Source organism: Azonexus sp. (assembly GCF_030824335.1).
Classification (GTDB): Bacteria; Pseudomonadota; Gammaproteobacteria; order Burkholderiales; family Rhodocyclaceae; genus Azonexus.
Window position 1 is genome coordinate 1 of the sequence record NZ_JAVBXX010000011.1, and the last position, 24,840, is coordinate 24,840.

The window sequence follows — 24,840 nt, forward strand, 5'->3', positions numbered from 1 at the left end:
ATTGCTTTGTAGCGTGCCATTGCCGCCCCCTGAACTCGTCTTCAGGTTTGAACCTTGTTATTCCATATGGTTCACGGCACGATGCCGGGATGAACACTATTTTTCTACAGCTTCGTTAGAACTCGTCATGCGGCCAATTCAAATAGTTAGCGCGGTTCTCTTCAGCTCAGTTCTGGCTGCAGTGGTGCTTGCGATAGTTTTTCTGTCTGGTGCAAGCAGTCTGATTAACGTGGCCATCCTATCCGGTGCCCCACTGGCAAGCATTCTTGAGTATGTCATCCCAGATGCATTTTGGTATTGGGCGGTCAACGATGGTGGTGGCCCGGCAGCTATTTTGCTTTTCCTCATTTCAGCATGGTTGCAATTCGCACTTCTGTTTTTCTTGCTGTCCGTTTGGTTTTTACGACGGCGTTCTAACATTCCAATCCACCGGACCTGCGCGAAAAGCCGCGCAGCCCGGTGATTTACAACCTTAGGAGCCTTCATTGGGAGATGTAATGTCAGCCTTTAAAAAGCTCTGCTTCGCCGTCCTTCACGGCGCTGCATTTGGCCTTGGTTTTTTGCTGCTCGTTATGGCAGTGCTAATGAGCTTTGGCTCATTTACTTTTCCCGGTCGCTCCGTTGATGTAAGCGATAGCCACATAGTCAAACAGGAGCGCCCGACCAGCGATCAGCTGGTGATAACTAATGCTAAAGAAGTTGCCGACACATCGGGCACATCTACAAGCTCAGAATGTGGCAACTTTCGTATGATTTACGAAAAACAGTTTACTGGTACGGTAGAGAACAAAGGCCCAGACAGTGATCGTTACTTGAACATCTATGCCGATCTCTTCGATAAAGACGGCGTGTTCATTTACCAATGCTCAACCCAGATTCAAGAACCGCTTAAAAGTGGTGAAAAACAAAACTTTCTCATTGGCTGTCATGGGCTCCCTAGGCCAGTAGCTGATAGGTCGGCAACCTTCAAGATTTACGCGAGGGGCGGCTAGTGACTATCTGCACTCCTAACATATCGGTCAAGGCCGCTCCCTCCGGTCGCTGGACGCTGCGCGATAAAGCGCCGCGCAGCGCCCCTTACCTACAACGTTGGGGGTCTCCAATATGACTACTGCTACTAAGGTTCACTGGCTCGGAATGATTGGCACCTTTTTCGGGTGCCTCGCGATTCTGGCCGCAGTTCTTCCCACTTGGGTCCTGCCCATCGTTATGCCGCCCGCGCCAGTGGATAAGGTTGTGGTCGACACCGCTCAGAAAATCAAAGTGCGGGTGGTCGCAAAAGCAAAGGGCGTCGAGTACAAAGAGGCCGAAAGAAAACCCGATTGGTATGGCGTTATTTCAGCGGCGGCCGTCACCCTTGGTGCGCTGGCGATTGTTCTCGCCGCCATTTCCTTTGTTGCTCGTGAGCCTTGGCGTTTTGCGGGCGTCGCTGCAACACTTGGGGCAGGCGCTATCTTGTTCCAGTTCAGTCTCATGGTGGCCGGTGCCCTCATTGCCATTTTGCTCATCGCGGCCCTACTTAATGCGCTCGGTATCAGCCTCTAGCCCCCCAACATGGCGCTCAACCTCGCTCCCTTCGGTCGCTGGACGCTGGACGCTGCGCGATAAAGCTGCGCAGCGCCGGTTAGCTCTACGTTAGCAGCCACATGCATCCGCTGATCGAAACCGTCACCGATGAGGAACTCTGGTTTATTGCCGGGCTAGACTATGGCCAAAAGCAAGAACAGTACTTCCAGGCACTGCGCGAGTTGATTTTTGAGCGAAAAGCCAGATTCCTTGCTGCCGATCATGAGCTTTATTCGCTCATCAGACTTGGGGTAGTGAGCGTTACAGAGGGCCATGAGCGAGTGTTTGTTACTTGCAATCTCTTGGTTATTCATGCTGTCACAACCGGTTTTGACACATTGACTGAAATGGAAATTTTGCTCTCAAACTCAAACGCAGCAGGACTCAATCTACCCAGCGATCTTGCCGCGCTTCTGTTTGAACAGCACCAAGCTCTATGGCCCAAATTCTCCGCCGGGGGCTCATAAAAATATGCAACCGATGCCTGCTAACATTCCGGTCAAAGTCGCTCCCTCCGGTCGCTGGACGCTGCGCGATAAAGCCTCGCGCAGCACCCTTTACCTACAACGTTAGCCGTTATGAGAAGAATCTCGCTCACTGACAAAAAAGTTCGGGGAATTCCGCGAAGACTGCGATCGCTTAAAAGGTGGTCAGAAAGTTTTATTGGGTGGTTCCCCGAGGAACTTGACCGAAATGAAAAATATTGCAGTTGGAAAATTCCTGTTTTATCCAATCTTGTCGAAGGAAAACATGCCAAACGAACTGTTCAGGTTGAGTGCGCTCAGAGGCTTATTGACGTTTGCGGTTACCTGATAGCAGCAAAGCCGTTAGTGGCCAGCAGTTTCAGAGTTACATCCAAGATATCTCTACCCTTGATGTTCGATAGTCGAGTATGTATTTACCTCGAAGAGAAGGCATTTTTGGAGCATGCTTCTGAGGGGGGAAATGAATATGGCACCACAAAACTGATAACGAGGAGAAGTCTCGCGCAAGAGTGGGGGCTGATACTGCCTGCAGGGGTCCACGAACTTGGCGTTTATGTAGATTACAAGAGCGAAGAAGATGATTGGTTTGTAGTCGGCGAGATTTGGTTTTTTGGCGAAGTCTTACCGGCTAACGATTAAGGTTAGATCGTGATCGCGAAGCGAGCCGCGATCTGAACCGGTTGTTGAACAGGCCCGGTTCCCTGTAAATAGCTTTTTGGTTTTATTTGTAATGTATGCCGGGCGGCTGTCCCGGCATTTTTCTTGATGGCCTGCACGCTTGCCAAGGGCCGTCGATCAGGCCATTTCTACGGTCAACCGCAGAATTCGAGCCATTTTCAGGGCGAGCGCGGCCGTGGCGCGGCAAGGCGCAGCGGTTTCTTGAGTGCGCTGGTTTACACCGCCGGCTCCGGCGGCAAATCGGCACTTCGTCGTCGGTCGACCGTGGCAGGCGGTAGCCGCCGCCGCTTGACCCTCATCGGCGCGCCGCAGCAGGCGCAGAGAAATTTCGGGCGGGGCTTGGCTTCGACCAGCGGGGTGCGCGGTTTGACTCGTAGCACGATGTGCAGCAAGGCAATCAAGCGCTTCTTGTTCGGATGCAGAAAGCCGTAAGCGCGCCCGCCGGAAACCTTTGGGCAGAACGTGTTGCAGGATCAGGCGCAGGAAGTCGGCACCGCTCAGGCTACGCTCCTGCATCTTCCTGCTCTGGCTGTCGCGGTAGCGGAAACGGACTTGCCCGCCGGCACTGCTGAGGATGTGGCGTGTAAGAATTTTTGTGTCAACGGTCATTTGGCAGAAAACTGCCGCACCACCTATAACGTTCAACCCCATGCCTGGCACAAAGTTCTTGGGCCTAGATTTGATCTCGCCGCCCCCCCTCCAACACGGCTTAGCATGCTGGCTGGAGGCTGCAGTTTCCCTTTTCCAACCCGACTCCGACCGAGTAATGGCGCAGGCTTCATCCGCGTCATTTTGCTTTTTCATGGCTTTGAACTGGTCGACCGCAATCATTTCGTAGAGGACTGCCGAGCAACATTGCCCCCTTCTGTTGCTCCACGCACACTGATTTCCACCAATGGACTTCAAGCAAGAAATTAATTACTAATTGAGAAAACCTTTTGGATTATCATTTTTGGACTATCCATCGGCTATGTGACCTGGGGGGGCAATCATGAGCTGGTTTGACAATCTTTCGTTGCGCTACAAGCTATTGATCAATTTTCTTGCCAGCGGTGGCGTGTTGATCGTTGCGGTGATTTTTTGTGTTTTCCAGATCAACTCGGTTGGCAAGGATACCGAGCAGATCGCTCAAAACTGGCTGCCTTCGGTGCAGGTTGTCGGGGAAATCAGCCAGTTGCGCCTGCGTTACCGGGTGCGCAGCCTGGAATATATGTTGCCGGGCAACGCAGAGGAAAAGGCCAAGATTGCCAGCAGTCTCGGCAAGCTTGATGAGTCGTTGCAGCAGGCGCTGGGCAAATACGAGAAGCTGATCAGTTCCGAGCAGGAAAGGCAGGTCTATCAGGAAACGGTGAAGGCTGCAGCGGCTTACAAGGCAAGCGTCGAGAAGGCAGTTGCGCTGGCCAGTACCGGCGACGAGGAAGGGGCGCAGAAACTGCGCCGAACCGAATGGGTGACTACCGCCAATCACATGCGGGACAAGACCGACGAACTGGCGAAGCTGAACGACGATGGTGCCGACAAAGCGGCGCTCAGTGCCGAAACGCAGGTAAAAACCGCTTTCATCGGCGGGATTTCGGCCCTGGTAGCGGGCATCGTCCTGGCACTGCTGGTGTCTTACCTGATCGCCCGCAGGATGGGCAATCAACTGGATACGGCGGTCGTTGCCGCCCGACGCATCGCCACCGGGGATTTGCGTGGCGAGTTGCCGGCGGTCAGTCGTGATGAAGTTGGCAAATTGCTGGGGGCGGTAGGCGAGATGCAACAATCGCTGCGCGGTGCGATGGGCGAAACCCTGAGCAGTGCGAAGCAGATTCTCGAGGCATCGAATTCGCTGAACCACGCCGTCAATCTGATCGACCAGTCGGCCTCGGTCCAGAGCAGCGCGGCCTCGGCGATTGCCGCGAATGTCGAGGAACTGACCGTTTCGATCAACCATGTATCCGACAACACCAATGAAGCATCGCGCCTGGCCAATGCCTCGGATGCGCAAGCCGAACGGGGCAATCAGTCGATCAGCGCATTGATCGACCAGATCAACCAGGTGGCTGGCGTTGTGCGCAATGCGGCAAACCAGATCCAGGAACTCAAACAGGAATCCGAGAAGATTTCGAGCATTGTCGCGGTGATTCGCGACATTGCCGATCAGACCAACCTGCTGGCCTTGAATGCCGCCATCGAAGCCGCGCGGGCTGGCGATACGGGACGCGGTTTCGCGGTGGTGGCCGACGAAGTGCGCAAGCTGGCCGAACGGACGGCAGTCTCGACCGGCGAGATCAGCAGCATGGTGAAGGCTATCCAGCAATCGACCGGACAAGTGGTCGATGGCGTAGCCCAGGGCGTGGAACTGGCGGACAGCAGCGTCGAATTGGCGCAGCAGGCCGGCGAATCGATTGCCCAATTGCGCCAGATGGCGCAGCAAGTGGCCGATGTAGTGCGCGAGGTCGACAATGGCCTGCGCGAGCAGTCGACCGCATCCACCGATGTCGCGGTGAAGATCGAGCAGATCGCGACCCAGTCGGAAGAAGCCAGCGCGATTGCCCATGAAACCTCGCAAGCGGCCAGCAGCATGGACCAGACGGCACATCGCATGCAGGAAATCGTCGGCCGCTTCAAGATTTGAGCCTGTTGCGGTCAACCCGGAAACTTCCCTGAAATTCACCTCGGGGAAGTTTTGCATCCGACCGGTTGAAGTGTGGCGTACACTGCGCGCCCAAGCTCTATTTCTTCCCTCTCTCTGGCAGGATGCCCGATGCAAAAAGAACACTTCATACCGGGCAAGGATGCCTCGCTCGAACATTCCATCGCTGCCATGCAGGCCAAGCTGTTGGCGCAAGGCTTCGATGTCGAGGAATGCACCTGGCTGAACCCGGTCGACAACGTGTGGTCGGTCCATTTGCGCAACCGCGCCTGCCACCTGATGTTCACCAACGGCAAGGGCGCTACCCAGCTCGCCGCCCTGGCCAGCGCATTGGGCGAGTTTTTCGAGCGCCTGTCGTGCAATTACTTCTGGAATCACTATTACCTCGGCGAAACCGTGGCTAACGCCAGCTTCGCCCACTACCCGCGCGAACGCTGGTTTCCTGCGGTCGACGATGCCTGGCCCGTCGAATTGCTGACGCCCGAACTGCAAGCTTTCTACAACCCGGAAACCAGCATTCCCGCCGGCGCGCTGGTCGACATGAATACCGGGAATTTCGAGCGCGGCATCTGCGCCATTCCCTACATCCGGCAGAGCGACAAGACCGAAGTGTTTTTCCCGGTCAACATCATCAGCAACCTGTATGTCAGCAATGGCATGTCGGCCGGCAATACGCAGAACGAAGCCCGCGCCCAGGCGCTGGCTGAAATCATCGAGCGTCACGTCAAGTTCAAGGTGATCGCCGAAGGTCTGTGCTTGCCCGATGTGCCGGAAGCAGTCATCGCCCGCTACCCCGCCATCGCTGCCGGCATTGCCGGCCTGCGCGCCGCCGGTTTCGGCATTCTGGTCAAGGATGCCTCGCTGGGCGGCCAGTACCCGGTGATGTGCGTGACCATGCTCAACCCGCGTGACCAAGGCGTTTTTGCCAGCTTTGGCGCCCATCCGCGTTTCGAAATTGCCCTGGAACGGGCGTTGACCGAACTATTGCAGGGCCGCGCCCTGGACGCACTCGATGGCTTCCCGCCACCGGGGCTGGATCAGGAAGAAGTGGCCAGTGCACCGAATCTGGAAATCCATTTCGTCGATTCGAGCGGCATCGTGCATTGGAACTTCCTCAATGAAACGGCCAATTTCGAATTCGTCGACTGGAATTTCAACGATCTGGAAAACGGCAGCACCGCCGACGATTACCGCTGGCTGTGCGAGCGTATCCAGGCCGATGGCCACGAAATCTACGTTGCCGACTTCGACCACCTTGGCGTCTACGCCTGTCGCATCCTGGTCCCCGGCATGTCCGAAATTTACCCGGTCGACGATCTGGAATGGGAAAACAACAGCAACGGCGCCGTGCTGCGTCCAGCCATCCTGAACCTGGCCGAACTGGACGACGATGAAGCCGGCCAGTTGCTCGACGCGCTGAACGACATGGACATCGTGGATGAACGCCCGGTCGCTGCATTGATCGGTCTGGCCCCGGATGCCGGCTCGATCTGGTCCGACCTGCGCGTCGGCGAACTGAAGACCCTGCTGGCGCTAGCCGCTGGCGACATGGATGCGGTGCGCGAAGGTTGCGAATGGATACGCCAGTTCGGCCAGATCGACGCCGACCGCCGCCAGACCTACCGCTGCATCGCGACCTTGCTCGAGATGGAAGACCCGAATCTCTACGAGGAGGCGCTGGCCACCTTGTACGGCGACGAGACGCTGGACCTTGCCACCGACCTGATCGATGGCGAAGTGCGCTTCTTCGGCCTGCAGTCACCGGGCCTGACGCTGCAAGGCTGCGAGTTGCACCAGCGTCTGCTCGGTGAATACGCCAAGGTTCATGCATCAATTCCTGCGGTCAACGCCTGAAATCGGGCAAAATTGGCCGCTTTCATCATCGCCAGTCTGGCGGCCAGTTTTGTCTGATCAACATCTGAACGACGCATGTCCAACGAACAACCCAAAAATCCCCTGCACGGCATCACGTTAGAGGCCATCCTCCAGCAACTCGTCGCTCACTACGGCTGGGCCGAACTGGGGCAGCAAATCGATATCCGCTGCTTCACACACGACCCGAGCATTGCCTCCAGCCTGAAATTCCTCCGTCGCACACCCTGGGCACGTGAGCGGGTAGAGTCGTTGTACGTTTACATGTTGCGCCGACAGGGCTGATTGATCACCATGCCCGGATTCCGTAGCTATCTCGTTTTCTTGCTTGCCGGACCGGCAATGGCAGCCGATTTTTCACTGGGCAAAGGCGTCGCCGGCAAGCTCAATGGCACCCTGACGGCTGGCACCATGATCCGGACCGAGGGAATCGATCCCGCCGTTCTCGGTACGACATCAGCCCGCAGCGTCGGCCATGCCACCGGACAACTGAGCGGAACAGCGGGCGGCAACGATCTGAATTTCAAGCAAGGCCAGGCGGTTTCCAGTGTAGTCAAGGCGGTGCTCGATCTTGAGCTCAGGCGCCACAACCTCGGGCTCTTTGTGCGGGCTAAAGCCTGGCACGATTTCGAGCTGGAAAACGGCAAGCGGGCTTACGGCAATGTGCCAAATGGTTTTCAGCAAAATGCGCCCTTAAGCGATAAGGGCTTCGAACCCGGCGCCAGATTCAGCAATGCGCAATTCGCTGATACGTATGCTTTCGGACGCTTCAATTTCACCGACGATGCCATCCTCGACCTGCGACTGGGACGGCAGGTGGTGAACTGGGGAACTTCCCAGTTCTTCTCCAGCGGCATCAATGCCATCAATCCACGGGATTACGTTGCACCAAGCCGGCCCGGCGCCCTGCCCCATGAAGGCGCGCTGCCCATCGGGATGCTCTACGCCAATTTGGCAACCGGGCGCGACTGGGGCATGGATGGTTTTGTGCAATACGAGTTCCGGCACCATGTACAGCCCGGTTGCGGCACCTTCTTTGGTGCCAGCAATTACGCCCAGCCGGGCTGCGACTACGTTTCCCTGCTGGGTGGCCCACCGACCTTGCTCAGCGATGCCAACGCGCTGGCCTCGTCCCTTTACCCCAAACGCAATTCCGATGTACTGGCGCGAGACGGCGGGCAATACGGCCTGTCAGTCAATTTCCGGCCGACATCCGACAACACCGAATTCCGGCTGTATGCGATGAATTACCATAACCGGGGCGCCAGCATCCGGGTCATCAACCCGAATATCGCCGGCGGCTACGGCTCACTGGCCACCATGAACCGCCTGACCGACCCGAATGGCCTGCGCTACGAATTGCGCTACGTTGAAGACATTCAGCTCTACGGTGCCAGCTTCGCCACCCAGCCGGACACCTCGCTACGCTTTTTCGGGGAAATCGCCTATCGCCCCAAGCAGCCGATCAACCTGAACGCAGCCGATCTGGTCGCCGCTTTTTTCCTCCGTTCACCGACATCGGCGCTGAATCTGTCGAGAAATATCAACGCGATTCCACCAGGCGGCACCTTTGACGGCTATGACAGCTTCCCGGTCACCGTAGCCAGCCTGGGTTTCAACAAGAGCAGCAAACTGGCCGCCCAGGCCATCGGTGCCAGCAGCGTGCAGATCGCGGGCGAAATCGGCTGGAGTCACGTCGCCGGCCTGCCCGATCCGGGACGACTGCGCTACGGCCGGGCCGACACTTATGGTGTTGCAGCGATTGACGGGCTAGCCTGCGTCGAAACAAGCGCGGCCGGAAAATCCTGCGCCCACGACGGGTTCGTCACCAGCAATGCCTGGGGTTACCGACTGCGCTTGAGCGCGAATTTTCCCGGTGCATTGTTCGGCGCTGCGCTGACGCCGTCGCTCACCGCTGCCCACGACGTCAGCGGCTATTCTCATGACGGGACTTTCTCGCAAGGACGAAAAATCCTGCAAGCCGGCCTGCATGCCGATTGGCACAAGCAGTACTTCCTGAATATTCTCTACACCCGAATTAGCGGCGGCGACTACAACCTGCAGACTGATCGTGACAACCTGGTACTGGCTGTAGGCACACGTTTCTAGCAGCCCGCAACCAAGGCCATCATCAGGTAATCAGATAGCCCACCCCGCGCACGGCACGCACCGGAAGCTCCACGCCTTGGTCTGTCGCTTTCTTGCGCAAGCGGCTGACCAGCGCATCGAGACGATGGTAGTCGTACTCGTAGGGATTTTCGCCAAACGCCACGACCAGATCCTCGCGTGAAACAGCCTGGCAGGCATTGTCGACCAGGGATTTTAGGAAAATGCGCTCCTGCGCCGTCAACTGCATCGAATTGCCTGCCGCATCGACAAAGGACCAGGCATCGGGCGACAGTCGCCAGCTCGAGGCTTCCGGAGCGGCTACTTTCCCCGCCGATTCGTGCACCTGCATATTTTCCAGCTTGCCCAGAATATCCAGCGCAAAAGTGTGCAGAAGCTGGGCTTTACCCTGACTCAACGCAGAAACCGCCGTATTGATCGCTGAATCCGGATGGACTCGCCGACTCAAGGCCGAAACAGCGGCAAGCAGTTCCTGACGCTCTACCGGCTTGGGCAAGTAGATATCGGCCCCGCTGTCGTAACCACGCACCTTGTCATTGACTGCGTTGCGCACGGTCAACATGAGTATGCCAATACTTGGGTTTTCACTGCGCAAGCGCTGCGCCAGCGTAAAACCGCAGGCACCGGGGAGATTGACATCGAGCACGGCAATATCGACAGACATGGGGTCCGACTGCTCAAGCAGCGCTTCGGCGCTCTCGTAGCCTTTGACCAAATGCCCGGATATATCAAGCGCAGCAACGGTCATCTCGCGCAGGGCATCATGATCTTCAACAACGGCGACGTGGAGCGGTTTATTCATGGGTAAGCAAGGGGAGCCAGAGTGAGAAACGGATTTTGCCATCGGGCATCGGCAGAATATAACTCAAGGAACCACCAAGCCGATTAGCCAATTGTCGTGCGATGAACAAACCGAGGCCGGAACCTGTTTTGGCATGTGCTCCCGGACTCCGGTAATAGCGCTCGAAAAGACGGCCGGGATCCGGCAAACCGGTGCTGCCTTTCTGATTTTCAATGGTCAATTGGATGCCGGCACTCCCTTCCTCGGCATGGGCCAGCGGGACGACACGCAGCGTCACCCGACTACCGGCTGGACTGTATTTGAGGGCGTTATCGATCAGGTTGGCCACGATGGTTCGCAACAACAGGGGATCACAGCGCAAGGATGGCAAAGGCAAAGGTGCCTCAAGTTCGATACGGATGGGTTCTGTGGCCTTGGTCCGGATATCGCGCAGCAGCATCACCATGTCACAAGGGGATGGCTTGACCGTAATAATCCCCTGATCCAGCTTGTCCGCTTTCATGCAGCGATCAACCACGGCACTGATATCGCTGACCGCCGTGTTGGCGTGGCGCAAGGCCAGTTCGTCCCCACCCAGGCGATCCAGAGCCAGACGGATCACCCCGAGCGGTGTCTTCAATTCATGAATCAGCATACTGAGCAAAGCGCCTTGTCGCTGCCGCACCAGATTGACTGCCAGATGAGCGGACTGGGCCTGCTCGGCCGCCTTCTGGGCCAGCGTGCGTTCGCGTTGCAAATGGCGTAACTGGCTCATCAGGACGAAATTGAAAGCCAGCAGGGAGATCAGCGAACTCAGTTGTATGCCATAAAGTTGCGTCAAGGCACTTCCTGTAATCCCAAGAAGCCCAAACATGGAATAGGTATATCCGGAGAGACTGGCTGCATTGGCCAGAATCAGGAATTGGCTACCGGCCCGTTTCTGACGCCACAATGCCAAGCTGCGGATAATGCCCAAAACCGGGGAGATCATGCCGCAGGTCATCAACAGACTGGCGCACTCCGGGAAATAGCCAAGCAACGCCGCCGGCGCCAGCAGCACGGGCAGCCAGGCCAGCGACAAAAAGTAGGCGTTGAGGAGTGGCTGGCGTTTGTCGATCTCGAGAATACTGCGATGAAACCTGGCGGCAAGCGCCAGCGAAACAAAGACGAAAACAGAAACCCAGTGATGTGCCAGCAAAGGAAAGTCAGCCAACAAATACTCACTGACCAGACCGTTGACCCCCAGCATCAGCAAAATCACCGAAGTCAGGTAGGCCATGAAATTGCGATACGCCGCTTCCTCGCGCCACTGACCATGCCAGAGATTCAGCAGCAACACGGCAAGCAAAAGACCGTAATACAAACCAAGCACGAGGTATTCGCGCGTCTGAGCGGCAACGAACTCGGCGTTCTGCCAGGCCCGCACAAAGAGCAGCGAACTGCTGGTGGTTTCCAGACGCAGGTAAAGCGTCTGAGGCCGATCATCCGGAAAATCCACACTAAACACGAAATTCCGGCCAGGCACCTCCCGATCAGAATATGGGTGGATATCGCCTGCCGTCTTTTGCACAAAATATCCCGGTCGACCCGGCTGTGGCAGAAAAAGCCGGACATCGTCAAGGTAAGGCGGTTGTGCCTCCAGCAATAAACGCGGCCCCGCATCAAATACACCACCACGATGCGGCGCATCCAAGGTCATGCGAAACCAATGAACTTTCCGCGAGTAACCACCGGCAAAGCTCCCGGACACATCCCGGAACTCACTCGCCCTGGCCGCCGAACTGACCTCGTCAATCGTCAATGTCCCTGCCGGATCTACCAGCACCTGCAAATGCACGGTTTCGGCAGAAAAGACGGCTGGCGCAGTAAGACACACCAACAGCATCCCGATGGTGATGGCGAGCCGCCTCAGGAACATCCAGAAGTAATAATGAAAAGGCATGGCGCAGGCGCAAAAAAACTTGAATACGAAGGGTATCACTTCACCCCTGATCTGCTTCGTTGTTATACCTCCGGGAGTTGTGACGACGCACGCCAGAAAACAGGAACCGGGGTATATTCCGCCCCTTGCGTTTTCCGGATACCGGCAAAACAAAACCTGCCCGATTTCAAGTCCTCACCATGCCCCTGCCCGCCATTGATCCCGCCCGTTACGACGCCCAACTCAGCGACAAGCTGACCCAGTTCAAGACGGCATTTGCTGAATTTTCACTGCCCGAACCGGCGGTGTTCACGTCGGAACCCAGCCATTACCGGCTGCGTGCCGAATTCCGCATCTGGCACCATGGCGATGTTCTCGATTACGCGATGTTCGATCCGGAGAATCCGAAACAGCCGGTGCTGATGCACGATTTCCCGGTGGCTTGCAGCGCAATCTGCGAACTGATGCCGCGCCTGCGCAATTATCTGATCGCCCATCCGACACTGAGCCAGCGACTGTTCACCATCGACTTTCTCGCCACCCTGAGCGGTGAAATGCTGGTCACGCTGATTTATCACCGCAAGCTGGATGAAGCCTGGGAGGCCGCCGCCCGCCAACTGGCCGACGAACTGCAGATCGGCATCATCGGCCGCAGCCGGGGTCAGAAAATCGTCCTCGCCCGCGACTGGGTGCTCGAAGCCTTTGAGCTGAACGGCCGGCAACTGCGCTATCAGCAACTGGAAGGCAGCTTCAGCCAGCCCAACGGCAATGTGAACAAAAAGATGCTCGGCTGGGCCTGCGCCCAGGCTGAACGCATCGGTGGCGACCTGCTGGAGCTGTATTGCGGCAACGGCAATTTCACCATTGCGCTGGCCCCGCTGTTCGACAAGGTACTGGCGACCGAGGTGAGCAAAACCTCGGTCAAGGCCGCGCTGTACAATCTGGAAGCCAACCACATCGCCAACGCCGCCATCGTGCGCATGTCGAGTGAAGAAATCAGCGCGGCACTGGCTGGGCGCGAGCTTTTCCAGCGCATGCAGGAAATCGACCTGGCAGCACATCATTTCTCGACCATTTTCCTCGACCCGCCGCGCAGCGGGCTGGACCCGGCGACGCTGGAGTTGGCCGCCGGTTTCGAGCACATCCTGTACATCTCATGCAATCCGCAGACTTTGCAGGAAAATGTCGCCGCACTGCAGGCCACGCACCGCATCGAAGCCTCGGCGGTGTTCGACCAGTTTCCCTATACGCATCATCTGGAGTGCGGCCTGCTGCTGCAGCGCCGCTAACCCGGCAAAAACGCAGCGAACCCGACGCCCGGAACAGCTTTCCTGACGGCGGCAAAATTGTTCAAATCCGGGCGTCGACCGCAACAGGGAGATGCCCGCACTTGGCGCTGCATGACAATGCGCTTCAGAAAACCTTGCTCGTTTTCTTGTTGTAGAGGCTAGCTGATCAACCCATAAAAGCAGTTAACAATTCTCGGTTTATCCTGAATATTTCTCGATACCGTCGGTTAAACTCAGGCGCATGGCCCTGCTCCTGATCGTTTTGCTTCCCTTCATCGGCAGTCTGTGCGCAGCATTCCTCCCGACCAACGCCCGTAACGCCGAGGCCTGGCTCGCCGGAATCGTCGCGCTGACGGTCACCCTCCTGACCGCCGCCCAGTACCCGCAACTGGTCGCCGACGGCGTCCTGCGCCTGACGATCCCGTGGTCGGCCACACTCAGCATCGATTTCCAACTGCGCATGGATGGCTTCGCCTGGCTATTCGCCATGCTGATTTCGCTGATCGGCACGCTGGTCGTCATCTACGCCCGCTACTACATGTCGCCGGCCGACCCGGTACCGCGCTTCTTCTCGTTCTTCCTCGCCTTCATGGGCACGATGATGGGCGTCGTGCTCTCCGGCAACCTGCTGCAGATGGCGATGTTCTGGGAACTGACCAGCCTCGCCTCGTTCATGCTGATCGCCTACTGGCACCACCGCAGCGACGCCCGTACCGGCGCCCGGATGGCGCTGACGGTAACCGGCGCCGGCGGCCTGGCGATGCTCGGCGGCGTCCTGCTGATCGGCCACATCGTCGGCAGCTACGACCTCGACGCGGTGCTCGCCGCCGCCGAAACGATCAAGGCGCACGCCTGGTATCCGGCAATCGTCGGCCTGATCGCCATCGGCGCGCTGTCGAAAAGCGCCCAGTTCCCTTTCCATTTCTGGCTGCCGCATGCGATGGCGGCGCCGACGCCGGTTTCCGCCTACCTGCATTCGGCGACCATGGTCAAAGCCGGCGTATTCCTGCTCGCCCGGCTGTGGCCGGTGCTCGCCGGCAGCGACCTGTGGTTCTGGCTGATCGGCGGTGCCGGCCTGTGCACGCTGCTGATCGGCGGCTACCTGGCGCTATTCCAGAGCGACCTGAAGGGCGTGCTCGCCTACTCAACAATCAGCCACCTCGGCCTGATCACCCTACTGCTCGGCATGAACAGCGAGCTGGCGCTGGTCGCCGCGGTCTTCCACATGGTCAACCACGCCACCTTCAAAGCTTCGCTGTTCATGGCCGCCGGCATTGTCGACCACGAAACCGGCACGCGCGACATCAACCGCCTCTCCGGCCTCTACCGGGCGATGCCGATCACCGCCACGCTGGCCATGGTCGCTGCCGCGGCGATGGCCGGCGTGCCGCTGCTCAACGGTTTCCTGTCGAAGGAAATGTTCTTCGCCGAGACCGTCTTCCTCGACCGTCCCGAATGGCAGCGCCTGCTGCTGCCGGTGGCCGCAACGCTGGCCGGCATGCTCAGCGTCGCCTACTCGCTGCGCTTCGTCCATCGCGTCTTCTTCGGCCCCCCGGCGAGCGACCTGCCGCATCAGCCGCACGAACCGACGCGCTGGATGCTGCTACCGAGCGCCCTGTTGGTTGCCGCTTGCCTGCTCGTCGGCATTTTCCCGGCACAGACCGTCGGCCCTTACCTGCGCACTGCCACCGACGCGCTGCTCGGTCCGCACGCGCCGATCTACAGCCTGGCACTCTGGCACGGCCTCAACCTGCCGCTGGTCATGAGCCTGATCGCGCTGTTCGGCGGCATCATGCTCTATCTGCCGTGCATCGGCCGGCGCGGTGGCACCATTCCACTACTTGAGAAAATCGACGGCAAAAATGCCTTCAACTGGCTGTTGACCGCAAGTACCAATCTTTCCAGCCGTGCCCTCGGCTTCTTTACCTCGCCCCGCCTGCAGATGCAGATGTTGATGCTTTTCCTGGTCGTCCTCGGCGGCGCCCTGCTGCCCTTCGTCGACGGCCCGCTGCGCCTGGGCGAACGTCTACCCGCCGAGATCGATCCGGCCTTCGCGCTACTCTGGACGGTCGGCGCCACCTGCGCCGTAGCCGCCGCCTGGCAGGCCAAGCTGCACCGGCTGGCGGCGCTGATCCTGGCCGGTGGCGCCGGCCTGGCGACGAGTCTGACCTTCGTCTGGTTCTCGGCGCCCGACCTGGCGCTGACCCAGCTTGCCGTCGAGGTCGTCACCGCCGTACTGATCCTGCTCGGCCTGCGCTGGCTGCCCCGGCGCGACAAGCGCTACAGCGAAGGCAAGCGGGAATCGACGCGCAGCCATCTGCGCCGCCTGCGCGACCTGATCATCGCCATCGCCGGCGGCGGCGGCATCGCCGCACTGACCTACGCGATCCTGACCCGGCCACCGGTCGACGGGATTGCCCCCTTCTTCGTCGAGCAGTCGCTACCGCAGGGCGGCGGCCTCAACGTGGTCAATGTCATCCTGGTCGATTTCCGCGGCTTCGACACCTTCGGCGAGATCACCGTGCTGGCCATCGTCGCGCTCACCGTGTTCGCGCTGCTGCGCCGCTTCCGGCCGGCACCGGAAAGCGTCGCCCTGCCCGCCCAGCAGCTTGAGCAGGCACTTGAGGAAAATGGCGCCGAAGCCCGCACCGATCCCGAGGCGTCGCTGCCGGCCGGTTACCTGATGCTGCCGGCGGTGCTCGTCCGCCTGCTGCTGCCGATGGCCATGCTGATCTCGCTGTTTTTCCTGCTACGCGGCCACAACGCGCCCGGCGGCGGCTTCGTCGGCGGCCTCGTCTTCGCCACCGCGATCATCCTCCAGTACATCGTCGGCGGCACGCAGTGGGTCGAATCGCGGCTGCGCATCCACCCGCTTTACTGGATCGCCATCGGTCTGCTTTGTGCGGCGGTAGCCGGCATCATGGCCGTGTTTGCCCCGTTTCCGGCCGGCGAACCTTTCCTCGCCAGCCAGGCCTGGCACGGCAGCCTGCCACTGATTGGCGAGATCCACCTGTCGACGGTGCTGCTCTTCGACATCGGCGTTTACCTGCTGGTCGTCGGCGCCACGGTGCTGATGCTGGTCGCCATCGCCCACCAGTCGCTGCGCAGCCAGCCGCGCAAAACCACACCCGACGGAGGCCACTGATGGAACTGATTTTCTCGCTCGCCGTCGGCATCATGGCGGCTGCCGGTATCTACCTGATCCTGCGGCCACGCACTTTCCAGGTCATCATCGGGCTGTCGCTGCTGGCCTACGCCGTCAACCTCTTCATCTTCGCCATGGGCCGCCTGCGCCACGGCGCGCCGCCGGTGATCGACCCGCGGCTCGGCAGCGACCCGGCGCTGTACACGGATCCGCTGCCACAGGCGCTGGTGCTGACGGCCATCGTCATCGGCTTCGCGACGACGGCGCTCTTTCTGGTCGTCCTGCTCGCCTCGCGCGGCCTCAACGGTACCGACCACGTCGACGGCCGGGAGCCTGAAGACGAATGAGCGACTGGCTGCACCACCTCACCCTGCTACCTATCCTGCTGCCGATGTTGACCGGCACCTTGCTGCTGCTGTCGAGCGACAGCCGGCACGCGCCGCGCATCGCGCTGTCGCTGTTCGCCGTACTGCTTCAGCTGGCCGTCGCGCTGGCGCTGCTGGCCCAGGCTGACGGCCTGCTAAGCAGCCCGTGGCCGACCTCGATTGGCGTCTACGCGCTGGGCGGCTGGGCGGCGCCGTTCGGCATCGTCCTCGTCGTCGACCGGCTGGCGGCAGCGATGCTGCTGCTGACGGCGACCCTCGGCCTGGCTGCGCTGGTCTATTCGATTGCCCGCTGGGAGAAGGCCGGCGTCCATTACCTGCCGCTTTTCCAGTTCCTGCTGATGGGGCTCAACGGCACCTTCCTGACCGGTGACCTGTTCAACCTCTTCGTCTTCTTCGAGGTCATGCTCGCCGCTTCCTACGGGCTGGCGCTGCACGGCTCGGGCGGGCCGCGGGTACGCGCCGGGCTGCATTATGTTGCGGTCAACCTGCTCGCCTCGCTGTTTTTCCTGATCGCTGCGGCGCTGATCTACGGTGTCACCGGCACCCTCAACCTGGCCGAACTGCCGCAGCGCGTCGCCGCGCTGAACATCGGCGACCGCCAGTTGTTCGACGTCGCCGCGGCGATCCTCGGCGTCGTCTTCCTGGTCAAGGCCGGCGCCTGGCCGCTCAACTTCTGGCTGCCCGCCGCCTACGGCAACACCGTGCCGCCGGTCGGTGCGATCTTCGCGATCCTGACCAAAGTCGGCGTCTATGCACTGCTGCGCATCGGTGTGCTGCTCCAGGAAAGCGGCGTCGCCCCGGCGCCCTTCGGCGGCACCTGGCTGTTCTACTGTGGGTTGATCACGATGGCCATCGGCACCCTCGGCGTGCTCGGCGCGCAGAAGCTCGACCGCCTGGCTGCCTTCCTTGTCGTCGTCTCCTCGGGCACGCTACTCACCGCCTTCGGCTTCACCGGCACGCTGCTCACCGGCCCGGCGATCTACTACCTGATCAGCTCGGTGCTCGGCAGCGGCGCCTTCTTCATGCTGGTCGAGATGGCCGAACGCAACCGCCAGCAAGGCGCCGACCTGCTGGCGATCAGCTTCGAGGCCTTCGGCATGGAACAGCGCCACGATTCCGAGCACCCCGACGAAATGGTCGGCGTCGCGATTCCCGCGGCGATGGCCTTCCTCGGCCTGTCCTTCGTTTCCTGCGTGCTGCTGCTCACCGGCCTGCCGCCCTTCTCCGGCTTCGTCGGCAAGTTCGCCCTGCTCGGTGCCTCGCTCGCCTCGCTGCCGCATGCGCCACTGCTGCATGTCGGGCTGTTCATCGTCGGCCTGCTGCTGTCCGGGTTGGCCGGTTTGATCGCGCTGTCGCGCCTGGGCATCCGGGTGTTCTGGGACATGCAGCGCCAGTCGCCGCACCTGCAGTGGCTGGAAGCCGGCCCGGTCGCCGCGCTGCTCGTTGTCTGCCTGTGGCTGGCGCTACTGCCGGAAGCGGCGATGGCCTATTGTGCTGCTGCATCGCAGTCACTCTATGACATCAGCGCCTACATCCACTCTGTCGTGCCGCTGCCGCCGGAGGTCACGCCATGACGCTCACCCACCGCCCACTGCTCGAAGGCCTGCTGCTGGCCATGTGGCTGATCGTCAATGAGTCGCTGGCGCTGCATCACTGGCTGCTCGGCATCGCCTTCGCGCTCGGTATCGCTGCGCTGATGCGCGCGCTGCGCCCGAAAATCGCCCATCCGCGCCGGTTGCTGGTCGCGCTACAGCTATCCTGGCACGTCCTGTGCGATGTTGTCCGCTCGAATCTGGCGGTCGGCCGGATCATCCTCGGCACACTGCATCAGCAGCCGAAGATCGGCTTCATGAAAATTCCGCTTGAGCTGCGCGACCCGCATGGCCTCGCCGCGCTATCAGTGATCATCACTGCAACACCCGGCACCGTCTGGGCCGGCCACGATCCGGCAAACAACGTGCTGACGCTGCACGTGCTCGATCTGCAGGACGAAGCCGCCTGGCTGCATACCATCAAGCAACGCTACGAACGCCCTCTGATGGAGATCTTCGAATGAACGCCATGCTCGACTGGGCGCTACATTTCGCCCTCGCCTGCTTCGCCAGCGCGATGCTCTGCGCCATGATCCGACTGCTGCGCGGGCCATCGGCGCAGGATCGCATCCTGGCGCTCGACACGCTGTACATCAACGGCATGCTGACCATCCTGACGCTCGGTATCAAGCTCGGCTCGGCGATCTATTTCGACATCGCGCTGCTGGTCGCGTTGTTCGGCTTCGTCGGTTCGGCGGCGATGGCCAAATTCCTGTTGCGCGGCGAGGTCATCGAACCATGAACGGCGCCGAACTCTCACCCTGGATCGCCCTGCCCGCGGCCGCGCTGCTGGTTGCCGGTGGCCTGCTGGCACTGGTTGGTTCGCTCGGCCTGCTGCGCCTGAATCACTTCTACGCCCGCATCCACGCACCGACCATGGGCAACACGCTGGGCGCCGGCTGCGTGCTGCTCGCCTCGATGCTGACCTCGTCCGCGCTCGCCGGACGACCGGTGATCCACGAACTTTTGATCACCGTCTTCCTGTTGCTGACCTCGCCGGTGACGACGATGCTGCTGATGCGCGCCGCCGTGTTCCGCAACGAAAGCGGCCGCGACCGCCAAGGAGATACGCCATGAAATACCTGCTCGCCGCCACCGACCTCTCCGCGCCCTCGCGCCACGCAGTAGACCGCGCTTACCGGCTGGCTGCCGAACTCGGCTGTCGGCTGACGCTGGCCCACGCGGTCGCACCCGGCATGTTTGACGGCTTGCAGGCGCTGCTCGGCAGCGATGCCCCGTCGCTCGACCAATCGCTGATCGCCGACGTACAGGCGCGACTGAGCGCACTGAACAGCGACCCGCGCCACACGCACGGTGTCAATGCCGACTGCGCCGTCCTCTCCGGCCGGCCGATCGATGCGATCACGCGTCACGCCGATGAAACCGACGCTGGCCTGCTGGTGCTCGGTGCCCGCGGCGAAGGCTTCCTGCGCCAGTTGACGCTCGGCTCGACGGCATCGCGTCTGCTGCGCAAGACCTGCCATCCGGTGCTGGTCGTCAAGCAGCCACCGCATGAAACCTACCGGCGGGCGCTAGTCACCATCGATTTCTCGCCGGCTTCGCTGGCCGCGCTGCGCCTGGTCCGCCAACTGGCCCCGACTGCAACGCTGGTTCTGCTGCACGCAGTCGAGATCCCGTTCGAAGGCAAGATGCAGTACGCCAACGTCGATCCGGCGATCATCCAGCAATACCGAATCCAGGCCCAACTCGACGGCATGCAGAAACTGCGCGAACTGGCTCGCCGCGAAGCCTTGACCGATGCCGACACGCAACTGCTGGCGCTACACGGCGATGCCCCGCGCCTGATCACCGAACAGGAACAGGAGCAGGATTGCGACCTGATCGTCGTCGGCAAGCGTGGCCTCCATTTCGTCGAAGAACTGCTGCTCGGAAGCACCACCCTGCATGTGCTGATGGAAGCCCAGGGCGACGTGCTGATAGCGGTCGGCGAATAGTGCGGTCGACCGCCATTTTGGGCAAAAATTTACCTATTCAATATCTATTACTAAAGTAACATTATTGTAAAAATTCACTAACTAGCCCCTTGCACGGAGTACTACGATGCGCCTTCAAATCAAGCACAAGCTCTTGCTTCTCGTCGCCATCGCAGTATTGGCACTCATCGGCATCGGAGTTTTCTCGCTAATTCAGGCAGCCAAGCTGCACGAAGAGCTCGAACAATCGCTCACCCGCAGTTCGACGATGATCGAAGCGATCGACGGCGCACGCAGCGCGCAGGTCAGTTTCAAGATCATGGTGCAGGAATGGAAGAACACGCTGCTCCGCGGCAAAGACCCGGAAGCCTACGCCAAGCACCTGAAGAGCTTCGACGATGAAGCCGGCAAGGTACGCGAGCAACTCACCCGGGTCGGCCAGACCGCCGCCCGACTTGGCGGTAACGTCAGTGAGCGCTTGAAGCTAACTCAGGTGACCGCCACCTTCGACCAACTCGCCCCCCGTTATCACGAAGCCATCCGCCAGTTCGACCGCAACGCCGCCGAACCCGCCGCAACCGTAGACAAGCTGGTGCGCGGCATCGACCGGGCGCCGACCCAGGTCATTGACGATCTGGTCAGCGAAATGCAGAAAATATCCGGGGAACAGCAGGCCAGCGACCGTCAGCGCTCGGTCGAGGTCTATGCCTCGGTCAAGGTCGGCTTGAGCGTCTTCGCAATCGCCGCGCTGATCGTGTTGCTTACCTTGGCCTTGGTCTTCATCCGTTCGATCATCGGCCCACTGGCCAGCCTGGAAGCAACGATGAGCCATATTGCGACCAGCGGCGACCTGACCCAGCGCGCCACCATCGTGCACCAGGACGAAATCGGATGCATGTCGCAGGCCTTCAACACAATGATGGAACGCCTGCAGCAGTTGATCCGCGAAATCAACACAGCCAGCGCCGAAGTTGCCACGGCTTCCGAACAACTGGCACAAACATCGGGAGCGCTGGCCGAGGTTTCAGAACACCAGGCCAACGCCATCAGCGGCAGCGCTGCTGCGGTCGAGGAACTGACGGTGGCCATCAGTTCTGTTTCCGAAACCGCCCGCGACGTCAATGAACAGTCAGAGGAAAGCGTCGCTCAAACGGCGCTGGGAACGCAAAAAGTATCACACCTGGTCGGCGAAATTCACCGCATCCAGGGCAACATCGACGAGATCGCCCGTACCGTTGCCGATTTTGTGCACAGCACCCAGGCGATCACCGACATGACCCGCGAGGTCAGAGACATTGCCGACCAGACCAACCTGCTGGCCCTCAATGCAGCAATCGAGGCGGCCCGGGCTGGCGAAGCTGGACGGGGATTTGCCGTTGTCGCCGACGAGGTGCGCAAGCTGGCCGAAAAATCGGGCAAATCTGCCGTCGAGATCGATCAGCGTACGCGAGCAATCATGGAGCAGTCGTCGGCCGTACAATCGGCAATCGCCGCCGGTGAGGCATCAATCCGGGCAAGCAATGCGCTGGCCGGCGAAGTCGAGGAGGTCCTCCTGGGCTCCAGCCAGGTTGTCGAACGCTCGCGCAGTGGCGTCAATGAAATCACCGATTCGGTCGCCGAACAAAAGATCGCATCGACCGAAATCGCCCAGAGCATGGAGCGTATCTCGAACATGGTCGAGGAAAATAATGCTTCGACGCAGAGCATCCGCCAGTCGACTGGCGATCTGCACCGGCTGTCGGAACGCCTGAGCGGACTTGTTGCCGGCTTCCGGGTCGCCTGACACAGACCCATCGCCTGCGGCCGGCCACCCCGAGGGCCAGCATGATCCGGGCACAGCCCGTGATCATGCGCCGAACGCATCGCCACATCACGCCAGCCCGACATGCTGCGCCCGCACCTCATTTATGCAAAAAACGCATAACAAGATGCATACATGTTCTTAATTGAATATTAAGCCCTTGCTACAATGCCGCCTATTCGAAACTTTCGCCCTTCCTTGTGGATTCCCCAGCAATGAATCAACGTACCACCCACAGCACACTCTCCCACCTCGACTGGCTGGAAGCCGAAGCCATCCACATCATGCGCGAAGTGGCCGGCCAGTGTTCCAATCCAGTGCTGCTTTTCTCCGGCGGCAAAGACTCGATCTGCATGCTGCGCCTGGCCGAAAAAGCCTTCCGCCCGGGCAAGTTCCCCTTCCCGCTGATGCACATCGACACCGGCCACAACTACAAGGAAGTCGTCGCCTTCCGCGACAAGCGTGCCGCTGAACTGGGTGAGCGCCTGATCGTCCGCTCGGTGGAAGACTCGATGCAGCGCGGCACCGTCGTGCTCAAGCACGAAGGCGAATCGCGCAACAAGCACCAGTCGGTGACGCTGCTCGAAGCCATCGAGGAATTCGGCTTCGACGCCTGCATCGGCGGCGCACGTCGCGACGAGGAAAAGGCCCGCGCCAAGGAACGCATCTTCAGTTTCCGCGACGAATTCGGCCAGTGGGACCCGAAGAACCAGCGCCCGGAACTGTGGAGCCTGTACAACGCCCGCAGCCACAAAGGCGAGAACATCCGTGCCTTCCCGATCTCGAACTGGACGGAAATGGACGTCTGGCAATACATCGAGCGTGAAAAACTCGAACTGCCGTCGATCTACTTCGCCCACACCCGCCCGGTGGTCATGCGCCAGGGCGCCATCGTGCCGGTCAATGTGCCGCTGGTCTCCGGCGAACTGACCAATACTGTCAAGCCGGGTGAAGAAATCATCAACCTGCAGGTGCGTTTCCGCACGGTGGGCGATATTTCCTGCACCGCACCGGTCGAATCCGATGCCGACACGGTCGAAAAAATCGTGCTGGAAACCGCCACCACCACCATCACCGAGCGCGGCGCTACCCGTCTGGACGACCAGACCAGCGAAGCCTCGATGGAACAACGCAAGAAGGAAGGCTACTTCTAAAGCCGCCACGGACTGTCCAGCCGCCGGGCAGGATGTTCGCGGCGCCGGCGAGGACTGTCTGAGCGACCAAAGGGAGCGAGTTCCGCAGCCGGCAGAGTGAATATCCCGACCGGCGGCCTGCGCCACACGAAAATCAAGGATTACCCAAACATGACCAAACAAATCGAACGAGTTTACGAAGATCACGGCCTGCTCCGCTTCCTGACCTGCGGCAGCGTCGACGACGGCAAGAGCACGCTGATCGGCCGCCTGCTGTTCGACACCAAGACCATCCTCGCCGACACCCTGTCGGCCATCGCCAAGACCTCGGAAAAGCGCGGCCTCGGCGCCGTCGACCTGTCGCTGCTCACCGACGGCCTGCAAGCCGAGCGCGAACAAGGCATCACCATCGACGTCGCCTACCGCTACTTCTCGACCGGCACGCGCAAGTACATCATCGCCGACGCACCGGGCCACGAGCAGTACACGCGCAACATGGTCACCGCCGCATCCACCGCCAACCTGGCGATCATCCTGATCGATGCGCGCAAAGGCATCCTGACCCAGACCCGGCGTCACTCGAAACTCGCTTCGCTGGTCGGCATCCCGCACCTGCTGGTGGCGATCAACAAGATGGACCTGGTCGATTACTCGCAGGAAACCTACGAGAAGATCAAGGCCGACTACCTCGAATTCGCCGCCAAGCTGGGTATTGAAGATGTGCGCTTCATTCCGCTGTCGGCGCTGAATGGCGACATGATCGTCGACCGTGGCGACAGCCTGAACTGGTACGACGGCCCGACCCTGCTCGAAATCCTCGAAGAAACGCCGGGCGCCCACACCGAACACACGGAGAAATTCCGCTTTCCGGTGCAATACGTCTGTCGACCGCAGGATTCCGCCAATCCGGCACTGCACGACTACCGTGGTTTCATGGGCCGCGTCGAAGCTGGCAGCCTGAAGGTTGGCGACGCCGTGACCGTTTTGCCCAACGGCCTGACGTCGACCGTAAAAGCCATCCAGATCGGTGGCGTCGATATCCAGGAAGCCGTCACCGAACAATCCGTGACCATTCTGCTGGCCGACGAAATCGACACCTCACGGGGCGACATGATCGTCAAATCCAGCGAAGTGCCGGCCGCCGTCAAACAGATCGAAGCCACCGTCTGCTGGATGGCCGAAGCACCGATGGACCGCGCCCGCACCTACCTGATCCGCCACACGACACGCGACTCGAAAGCCAAGCTGGCCGCCATCGACCATCGTCTGGACGTCAACACGCTGGAAAAAGTCCCGGCCGAGAAGCTGGCGATGAACGACATCGCACAAGTGACCTTCAAGCTGGCCCAACCGCTATTCGCCGACCCCTACCTGGAGAACCGTGGCACCGGGGCTTTCATCATCATCGATGAAAGCAACAACAACACGGTCGGTGCGGGGATGATTCTCTGAAATACTGCGGTCCACGACGCAAAACCAGTAAAAACGCCTC

The 24,840-nt window shown here is 60.1% G+C and carries 23 protein-coding genes; 20 read left to right on the forward strand and 3 right to left on the reverse strand.

Annotation, left to right across the window (positions count from 1 at the left end; translation table 11 throughout):
* The 5 genes from RCI20_RS07540 to RCI20_RS07560 all read left to right on the forward strand — a co-directional run.
* Positions 1–463, forward strand: a 463-nt coding sequence (locus tag RCI20_RS07540) for a hypothetical protein (protein ID WP_306604034.1), incomplete at its 5' end; no start/stop codon positions are given.
* Between the two features lie 34 nt (positions 464–497).
* Positions 498–992 carry an FxLYD domain-containing protein gene (locus RCI20_RS07545; RefSeq protein ID WP_306604036.1) on the forward strand — a complete coding sequence of 165 codons (495 nt, stop codon included), beginning with the start codon at positions 498–500 and terminating at the stop codon, positions 990–992.
* 112 nt (positions 993–1,104) lie between these two features.
* Positions 1,105–1,545: a hypothetical protein gene (locus tag RCI20_RS07550; protein WP_306604038.1), complete on the forward strand. Its 441-nt coding sequence runs from the start codon at positions 1,105–1,107 to the stop codon at positions 1,543–1,545.
* 101 nt (positions 1,546–1,646) lie between these two features.
* On the forward strand, positions 1,647–2,033 hold the full coding sequence (locus tag RCI20_RS07555) for a hypothetical protein (protein ID WP_306604040.1): 387 nt from the start codon (positions 1,647–1,649) through the stop codon (positions 2,031–2,033).
* Between the two features lie 111 nt (positions 2,034–2,144).
* Positions 2,145–2,690 (forward strand): DUF3916 domain-containing protein, encoded by a 546-nt coding sequence (locus RCI20_RS07560; RefSeq protein WP_306604042.1) that lies wholly within the window; start codon positions 2,145–2,147, stop codon positions 2,688–2,690.
* 156 nt (positions 2,691–2,846) lie between these two features.
* Here the strand turns inward: RCI20_RS07560 and RCI20_RS07565 are convergent, their stop codons facing one another.
* Complete coding sequence (locus tag RCI20_RS07565) at positions 2,847–3,560, reverse strand: transposase (protein WP_306604044.1); 714 nt, start codon at positions 3,558–3,560, stop codon at positions 2,847–2,849.
* A 160-nt stretch (positions 3,561–3,720) separates the two neighbouring features.
* Between RCI20_RS07565 and RCI20_RS07570 the strand changes: the two genes are divergently transcribed.
* From RCI20_RS07570 to RCI20_RS07585, 4 genes are all read left to right on the forward strand, one after another.
* Positions 3,721–5,349: a methyl-accepting chemotaxis protein gene (locus RCI20_RS07570; protein WP_306604045.1), complete on the forward strand. Its 1,629-nt coding sequence runs from the start codon at positions 3,721–3,723 to the stop codon at positions 5,347–5,349.
* 129 nt (positions 5,350–5,478) lie between these two features.
* Positions 5,479–7,221, forward strand: coding sequence for a 30S ribosomal protein S12 methylthiotransferase accessory factor YcaO (gene ycaO / locus RCI20_RS07575; protein WP_306604046.1), 1,743 nt, complete (start codon positions 5,479–5,481; stop codon positions 7,219–7,221).
* A 75-nt stretch (positions 7,222–7,296) separates the two neighbouring features.
* Positions 7,297–7,524: a VF530 family protein gene (locus RCI20_RS07580; RefSeq protein ID WP_306604049.1), complete on the forward strand. Its 228-nt coding sequence runs from the start codon at positions 7,297–7,299 to the stop codon at positions 7,522–7,524.
* A gap of 9 nt (positions 7,525–7,533) precedes the next feature.
* Positions 7,534–9,348 (forward strand): DUF1302 domain-containing protein, encoded by a 1,815-nt coding sequence (locus RCI20_RS07585; RefSeq protein WP_306604051.1) that lies wholly within the window; start codon positions 7,534–7,536, stop codon positions 9,346–9,348.
* Between the two features lie 22 nt (positions 9,349–9,370).
* Here the strand turns inward: RCI20_RS07585 and RCI20_RS07590 are convergent, their stop codons facing one another.
* Together RCI20_RS07590 and RCI20_RS07595 are read right to left on the reverse strand one after the other, a co-directional pair.
* Positions 9,371–10,168 carry a response regulator transcription factor gene (locus tag RCI20_RS07590; RefSeq protein ID WP_306604053.1) on the reverse strand — a complete coding sequence of 266 codons (798 nt, stop codon included), beginning with the start codon at positions 10,166–10,168 and terminating at the stop codon, positions 9,371–9,373.
* Positions 10,161–12,089: a sensor histidine kinase gene (locus RCI20_RS07595; RefSeq protein WP_306604055.1), complete on the reverse strand. Its 1,929-nt coding sequence runs from the start codon at positions 12,087–12,089 to the stop codon at positions 10,161–10,163. The genes RCI20_RS07590 and RCI20_RS07595 overlap by 8 nt, the downstream gene beginning before the upstream one ends.
* Before the next feature lie 179 nt (positions 12,090–12,268).
* Between RCI20_RS07595 and trmA the strand changes: the two genes are divergently transcribed.
* From trmA to RCI20_RS07650, 11 genes are all read left to right on the forward strand, one after another.
* Complete coding sequence (gene trmA / locus RCI20_RS07600) at positions 12,269–13,357, forward strand: tRNA (uridine(54)-C5)-methyltransferase TrmA (RefSeq protein ID WP_306604057.1); 1,089 nt, start codon at positions 12,269–12,271, stop codon at positions 13,355–13,357.
* 241 nt (positions 13,358–13,598) lie between these two features.
* On the forward strand, positions 13,599–16,502 hold the full coding sequence (locus RCI20_RS07605; protein ID WP_306604059.1) for a monovalent cation/H+ antiporter subunit A: 2,904 nt from the start codon (positions 13,599–13,601) through the stop codon (positions 16,500–16,502).
* Entirely contained in the window at positions 16,502–16,849 is a 348-nt protein-coding gene (locus tag RCI20_RS07610; RefSeq protein ID WP_306604061.1) for a Na+/H+ antiporter subunit C, read from the forward strand. Before RCI20_RS07605 ends, RCI20_RS07610 begins: the two co-directional genes overlap by 1 nt.
* Complete coding sequence (locus RCI20_RS07615; RefSeq protein WP_306604063.1) at positions 16,846–18,462, forward strand: monovalent cation/H+ antiporter subunit D; 1,617 nt, start codon at positions 16,846–16,848, stop codon at positions 18,460–18,462. Before RCI20_RS07610 ends, RCI20_RS07615 begins: the two co-directional genes overlap by 4 nt.
* Entirely contained in the window at positions 18,459–18,944 is a 486-nt protein-coding gene (locus RCI20_RS07620; protein WP_306604065.1) for a Na+/H+ antiporter subunit E, read from the forward strand. Before RCI20_RS07615 ends, RCI20_RS07620 begins: the two co-directional genes overlap by 4 nt.
* Complete coding sequence (locus tag RCI20_RS07625; RefSeq protein ID WP_306604067.1) at positions 18,941–19,222, forward strand: K+/H+ antiporter subunit F; 282 nt, start codon at positions 18,941–18,943, stop codon at positions 19,220–19,222. The genes RCI20_RS07620 and RCI20_RS07625 overlap by 4 nt, the downstream gene beginning before the upstream one ends.
* Positions 19,219–19,557, forward strand: a complete 339-nt coding sequence (gene mnhG, locus RCI20_RS07630) for a monovalent cation/H(+) antiporter subunit G (RefSeq protein WP_306604069.1) — start codon at positions 19,219–19,221, stop codon at positions 19,555–19,557. Before RCI20_RS07625 ends, mnhG begins: the two co-directional genes overlap by 4 nt.
* Positions 19,554–20,435: a universal stress protein gene (locus RCI20_RS07635; protein WP_306604071.1), complete on the forward strand. Its 882-nt coding sequence runs from the start codon at positions 19,554–19,556 to the stop codon at positions 20,433–20,435. The genes mnhG and RCI20_RS07635 overlap by 4 nt, the downstream gene beginning before the upstream one ends.
* 106 nt (positions 20,436–20,541) lie before the next feature.
* Entirely contained in the window at positions 20,542–22,197 is a 1,656-nt protein-coding gene (locus RCI20_RS07640; protein ID WP_306604073.1) for a methyl-accepting chemotaxis protein, read from the forward strand.
* 233 nt (positions 22,198–22,430) lie between these two features.
* Positions 22,431–23,369: a sulfate adenylyltransferase subunit CysD gene (gene cysD / locus RCI20_RS07645; protein ID WP_306604074.1), complete on the forward strand. Its 939-nt coding sequence runs from the start codon at positions 22,431–22,433 to the stop codon at positions 23,367–23,369.
* A 150-nt stretch (positions 23,370–23,519) separates the two neighbouring features.
* Positions 23,520–24,800, forward strand: coding sequence for a sulfate adenylyltransferase subunit 1 (locus RCI20_RS07650; RefSeq protein WP_306604075.1), 1,281 nt, complete (start codon positions 23,520–23,522; stop codon positions 24,798–24,800).
* Positions 24,801–24,840 lie beyond the last annotated feature (40 nt).